This is a genomic window from Selenomonadales bacterium, from assembly GCA_017442105.1.
Classification (GTDB): domain Bacteria; phylum Bacillota; class Negativicutes; order RGIG982; family RGIG982; genus RGIG982.
Genome location: JAFSAX010000201.1, coordinates 1 through 4302 on the forward strand (window position 1 = coordinate 1; position 4302 = coordinate 4302).

The 4302-nt window shown below is 44.9% G+C and carries 4 protein-coding genes and 1 riboswitch; all 4 genes read right to left on the minus strand.

All coding sequences use genetic code 11. The features are described from left to right. Positions 1–153: 153 nt before the first annotated feature. Complete coding sequence (locus IJN28_07845; protein MBQ6713678.1) at positions 154–1353, minus strand: bifunctional 3,4-dihydroxy-2-butanone-4-phosphate synthase/GTP cyclohydrolase II; 1200 nt, start codon at positions 1351–1353, stop codon at positions 154–156. Positions 1354–1373: 20 nt separating this feature from the next. Continuing rightward, positions 1374–2027 (minus strand): riboflavin synthase, encoded by a 654-nt coding sequence (locus IJN28_07850; protein MBQ6713679.1) that lies wholly within the window; start codon positions 2025–2027, stop codon positions 1374–1376. Next, positions 1981–3135, minus strand: coding sequence for a bifunctional diaminohydroxyphosphoribosylaminopyrimidine deaminase/5-amino-6-(5-phosphoribosylamino)uracil reductase RibD (ribD, locus tag IJN28_07855; protein MBQ6713680.1), 1155 nt, complete (start codon positions 3133–3135; stop codon positions 1981–1983). The genes IJN28_07850 and ribD overlap by 47 nt, the downstream gene beginning before the upstream one ends. Before the next feature lie 117 nt (positions 3136–3252). Beyond that, a riboswitch (FMN riboswitch) is annotated at positions 3253–3391 on the minus strand. Positions 3392–3457: 66 nt separating this feature from the next. Then, entirely contained in the window at positions 3458–4105 is a 648-nt protein-coding gene (locus tag IJN28_07860; GenBank protein ID MBQ6713681.1) for a ribulose-phosphate 3-epimerase, read from the minus strand. Between the last annotated feature and the right edge of the window lie 197 nt (positions 4106–4302).

Genomic DNA, 4302 nt, shown 5'->3' on the forward strand with positions numbered 1-4302 from the left:
GCGTCCATAGCACCACCCAAGAGTTTGCTCGTGATGAATTCGTTAAAACGAGCTGCAATAATACCGATTTTTAAACCTTCAGCGAGTAATTGACCTTCTAAAACTTGTACTTGATTCATGATAATTCCTCCTAGAATGTAATCGTATATTTTCTTATTCTTCTACGAGCAAGTGACCCATTTTTAATTTTTTGACGCAGAGATAGTCGTGATTGAATTTATTCGGTTTGATCTCAAGAGCAACACGTTCGGCGATATGAAGTCCATGACCTTCAAGACCTGCGCGTTTTTCAGGGTTGTTCGTTAAAAGGCGGATCGTAGACAAACCGAGATCAGAAAGGATCTGAGCACCAATACCGTAGTCACGAAGATCCGGAGCAAAGCCTAAGAGTACATTTGCTTCTACCGTATCTTTGCCTTCATCTTGAAGTGCATAAGCACGAATCTTGTTTGCAAGACCGATACCGCGACCTTCTTGACGCATGTAGAGAAGTACGCCTTCGCCTTCTGCTTCGATTTTTTTAAGTGCAAGTGCAAGCTGGTCGCCGCAATCGCAACGGAGCGAACCGAGAACATCACCCGTCAAACATTCGGAATGAACACGTACCATGACGTTTTGCTTGCCTGCTACATCGCCTTTGACGAGTGCCAAATGGCATTTATCATCAACAGTCGTTTCGTAAGCAATAACACGGAATTCACCGTATTTCGTCGGCATTTTCGCTTCTGCCACACGACGGATAGACGATTCATGTGTTTTGCGATATTTGATAAGGTCTGCGATCGTAACGATCTTAAGACCATGTTTTTCTACGAATTTCATCAAATCGGGAACACGTGCCATCGTACCGTCTTCGTTCATGATCTCGCAGATAACGCCTGCCGGGTAGCAGCCTGCCAGTTTTGCCAAATCGACAGCAGCTTCCGTATGACCTGTACGACGGAGGACACCGCCTTCTACTGCACGAAGCGGGAATACGTGACCCGGGCGACGCATATCGTCTGCTTTTGTTGCAGGATCGAGAAGACGCTGGATCGTGAGCGCACGTTCATGTGCAGAAATACCTGTCGTCGTTTCTACCGAGTCGATCGAAACAGTGAATGCCGTTTCATGATTGTCGGTATTTTTTTCTACCATAGCACCGATTGCAAGTTCTTCCAAGCGTTCACCTGCGATCGGAGTGCAGATAAGACCACGGCCGTACGTTGCCATGAAGTTGACTGCTTCCGGAGTAACTTTGTCAGCGGCCATCAAAAGGTCGCCTTCGTTCTCTCTGTCCTCATCGTCTACTACAACGATGATCTCGCCGTTTCGTACCGCTTCAATTGCTTCTTCTATCGTGTTAAAAGCCATAATAATAACTCCCTTCTCTATTAAAACCCATGTTGGGCTAAAAAATCCATTGTGATACCGCTTTTTTGCGGTGTGGGTTCAGACGATTTCGGCGTAAGCAGCTTTTCTACATATTTGCCGATGATGTCTGTTTCCAGATTTACGGAATCCCCTACTCGTTTGTAACCGAGTGTCGTCATTTTCGCAGTATGCGGAATGAGCGATACGGAGAACCATGTATCAGTCGCTTCAACGACTGTCAAACTGATGCCATCAATGGCGATCGACCCTTTTTTGATAATATAACGACTGGTTTCGGGGGTAACGCTGATCTTGACAATGATCGCGATATCATTTTGATCCTTGGCAATGATCTTACCGACACTGTCAACGTGTCCGCTGACCATATGTCCGCCAAAACGATCTCCCAGCCGAAGCGTACGTTCTAAATTGACCAGATCACCCGGCCTTAGATGTGCAAGAACCGTCTTATTGACTGTCTCAGGCATAACATCTGCCGTGAAGTAAGTCGAATCGAAATCGACCGCAGTCAAACAAGTGCCGTTAACGGCAATACTGTCACCGAGCTTTACGTCTTCCAAAACCTTCTTCGCCGCAATCGTAATGCGGACGGATTTAGCACCTTTTTCAATTGTTTTGACTTTCCCCAATTCTTCCACAAGTCCGGTAAACATCCCGTCCACCTCGATTCTTAAAATAACCACGGAAAAGGTAATTTCCGTCTAATGTTTCAACAGATACATCTTCTAATGTAACCGCATCTGCCAAGTGCGATACACCAAGCATACCGAATGCACTCGGAGCATCCTTACCGCCTATCAGAATAGGAGCAATAAAAGTCATCAGCTCATCAGCAAGATTTTCGCGAATGACAGACGATACGATTTTCGCGCCCCCTTCGACGAGGAGTGACGATATCTGTCTAGCACCAAGCTCTGCGAAAGCCTCGCGAATATCGACATGGCCGTCTTTGGCATTGACTTGAATAACAGCTGCGCCGACTTTTTCTAATGCATGTACTTTGTCTGCATCGGCTTCATTCGTCGTGATGATGATGACGGGAGATTGTCCGTCGTGAAGCATTTTACTTTCAAGCGGCATTCTCGCTCTGCTGTCAAGTACGATGCGGATAGGATTCTTCCCTACTGCACCGTCTAATCTTGTCGTCAAACTTGGATCATCAGCGATAACAGTATCGATACCAACGACGATCCCATCACAAACATCGCGAAAACAATGTCCGTAACCACGTGCCATTTCGTTCGTTATCCATTGTGATTCGCCAATATCGGTCGCAATCTTTCCGTCAAGCGACATTGCCGACTTGACGATAACATATGGCATCTTTGTACTGATCCATTTGATGAAAACGCGGTTTAGTTCTGCCGCTTCTTTCGCCATCAGACCACTTGTGACTTCGATACCTGCTGCTTCCAATTTTCGAATACCGTTACCTGCAACGGCAGGATTCGGGTCTACCATAGCGATCACTACACGTTTCACGCCTGCTTTGACAAGTGCATCGGCACATGGACCTGTACGTCCCGTATGCGAACACGGTTCAAGTGTTACATATACCGTTGCTCCCTTGGCCAATTCACCTGCTTGATTAAGGGCATGAATCTCAGCGTGCGGTGTGCCTGCTTTTCGATGCCAGCCTTGTCCCACGATTCTGTCGTCTTTTACAATGACCGATCCAACAAGCGGATTCGGACTTGTACGGCCACATGCATATGCTGCTATCTCTAGGGCTTTTTTCATATAATATGCGTCGCGTTCCATGGCTCGCCTCCTTTCATAAAAAAGAAAAGGCTGTTACTCTTCTAAGAGAAGATAACAGCCTTACAGAGTTCCAAATAGGTACAACAAACTAAGCGTCATAAAACGCCTACTTTTACAGTTCGCCTTTTTCCATCCAGACTATACTGTTGGCCTTGTAATTGCATCAAGTCTGCAACACAGGTCGTGTCGCTCGCGGGCTATACCGCCAGTAAGGAATTTAAAGATTGCTCTTTATCACCTTGCCCCAAAGACTGTAACCGTATTAAATTACTTTTTCATTTTAACACTAAATTCTGAAAAAGTCAATTATTTCCGTTCGCTATCAATTATTTCTAAGCTCAGCGATCGTTTTTACCATATCTTCTGCATTATATACAGCAGAACCTGCAACGAGTGCTGTTGCACCTGCTTTTTTGATTGCGGAAGAGTTTTTCGGCGATACGCCGCCGTCGATCTCGATGATCGTATTAAGGCCGCGATCGTCGATCATTTTTTTCAAACGCGCGATCTTATCAAGAGACGATTCGATGAACGACTGTCCGCCAAAGCCCGGATTGACACTCATCAAAAGAACGACATCGACATCGGGAAGAATCTCTTCGATTGTAGAAAGAGATGTAGACGGATTGAGTGCAACACCTGCCATCATACCTGCCGATTTGATAGACTGCACAAGACGATGAAGATGCGGTGCTGTTTCTACGTGAACAGTAATAAGCTGTGCACCTGCCTGACGGAATGGTTCGATATAATCTTGCGGATTTGTGACCATCAAATGTACGTCAAAAAACTTCTCAGTCACTTCACGTACCATTTTGATAACCGGTGCGCCAAATGTCAAATTCGGTACAAAATGACCGTCCATAATATCAATATGAATCCAGTCGGCTCCTGCCTCATCAACGCGACGAATCTCTTCGCCCAATTTTTTAAAGTCAGCCGACAAAATGGATGGTGCTATTTTAATCAACTTCATAACCCCCGTTATTACAATCATTTGAAACCAATATTGTATCATTTCAATATTGGTTTATACCAACAGTATATCATATTTCAACAAATAAACAATCATAATAATGTTATCGCAATAGAAAAGCCTGCATACAACTTGATGTATACAGGCTTCATATCAGTATTTCTTTTTATTCGCTTCTTGTATCTCCGCAA

Excerpts from the sequence above, each read along its gene's own strand:
- ribD (MBQ6713680.1), bottom strand. The coding sequence starts at position 3,135 with ATGGAACGCGACGCATATTATATGAAAAAAGCCCTAGAGATAGCAGCA.
- IJN28_07845 (MBQ6713678.1), bottom strand. The coding sequence starts at position 1,353 with ATGGCTTTTAACACGATAGAAGAAGCAATTGAAGCGGTACGAAACGGC.
- IJN28_07850 (MBQ6713679.1), bottom strand. The coding sequence starts at position 2,027 with ATGTTTACCGGACTTGTGGAAGAATTGGGGAAAGTCAAAACAATTGAA.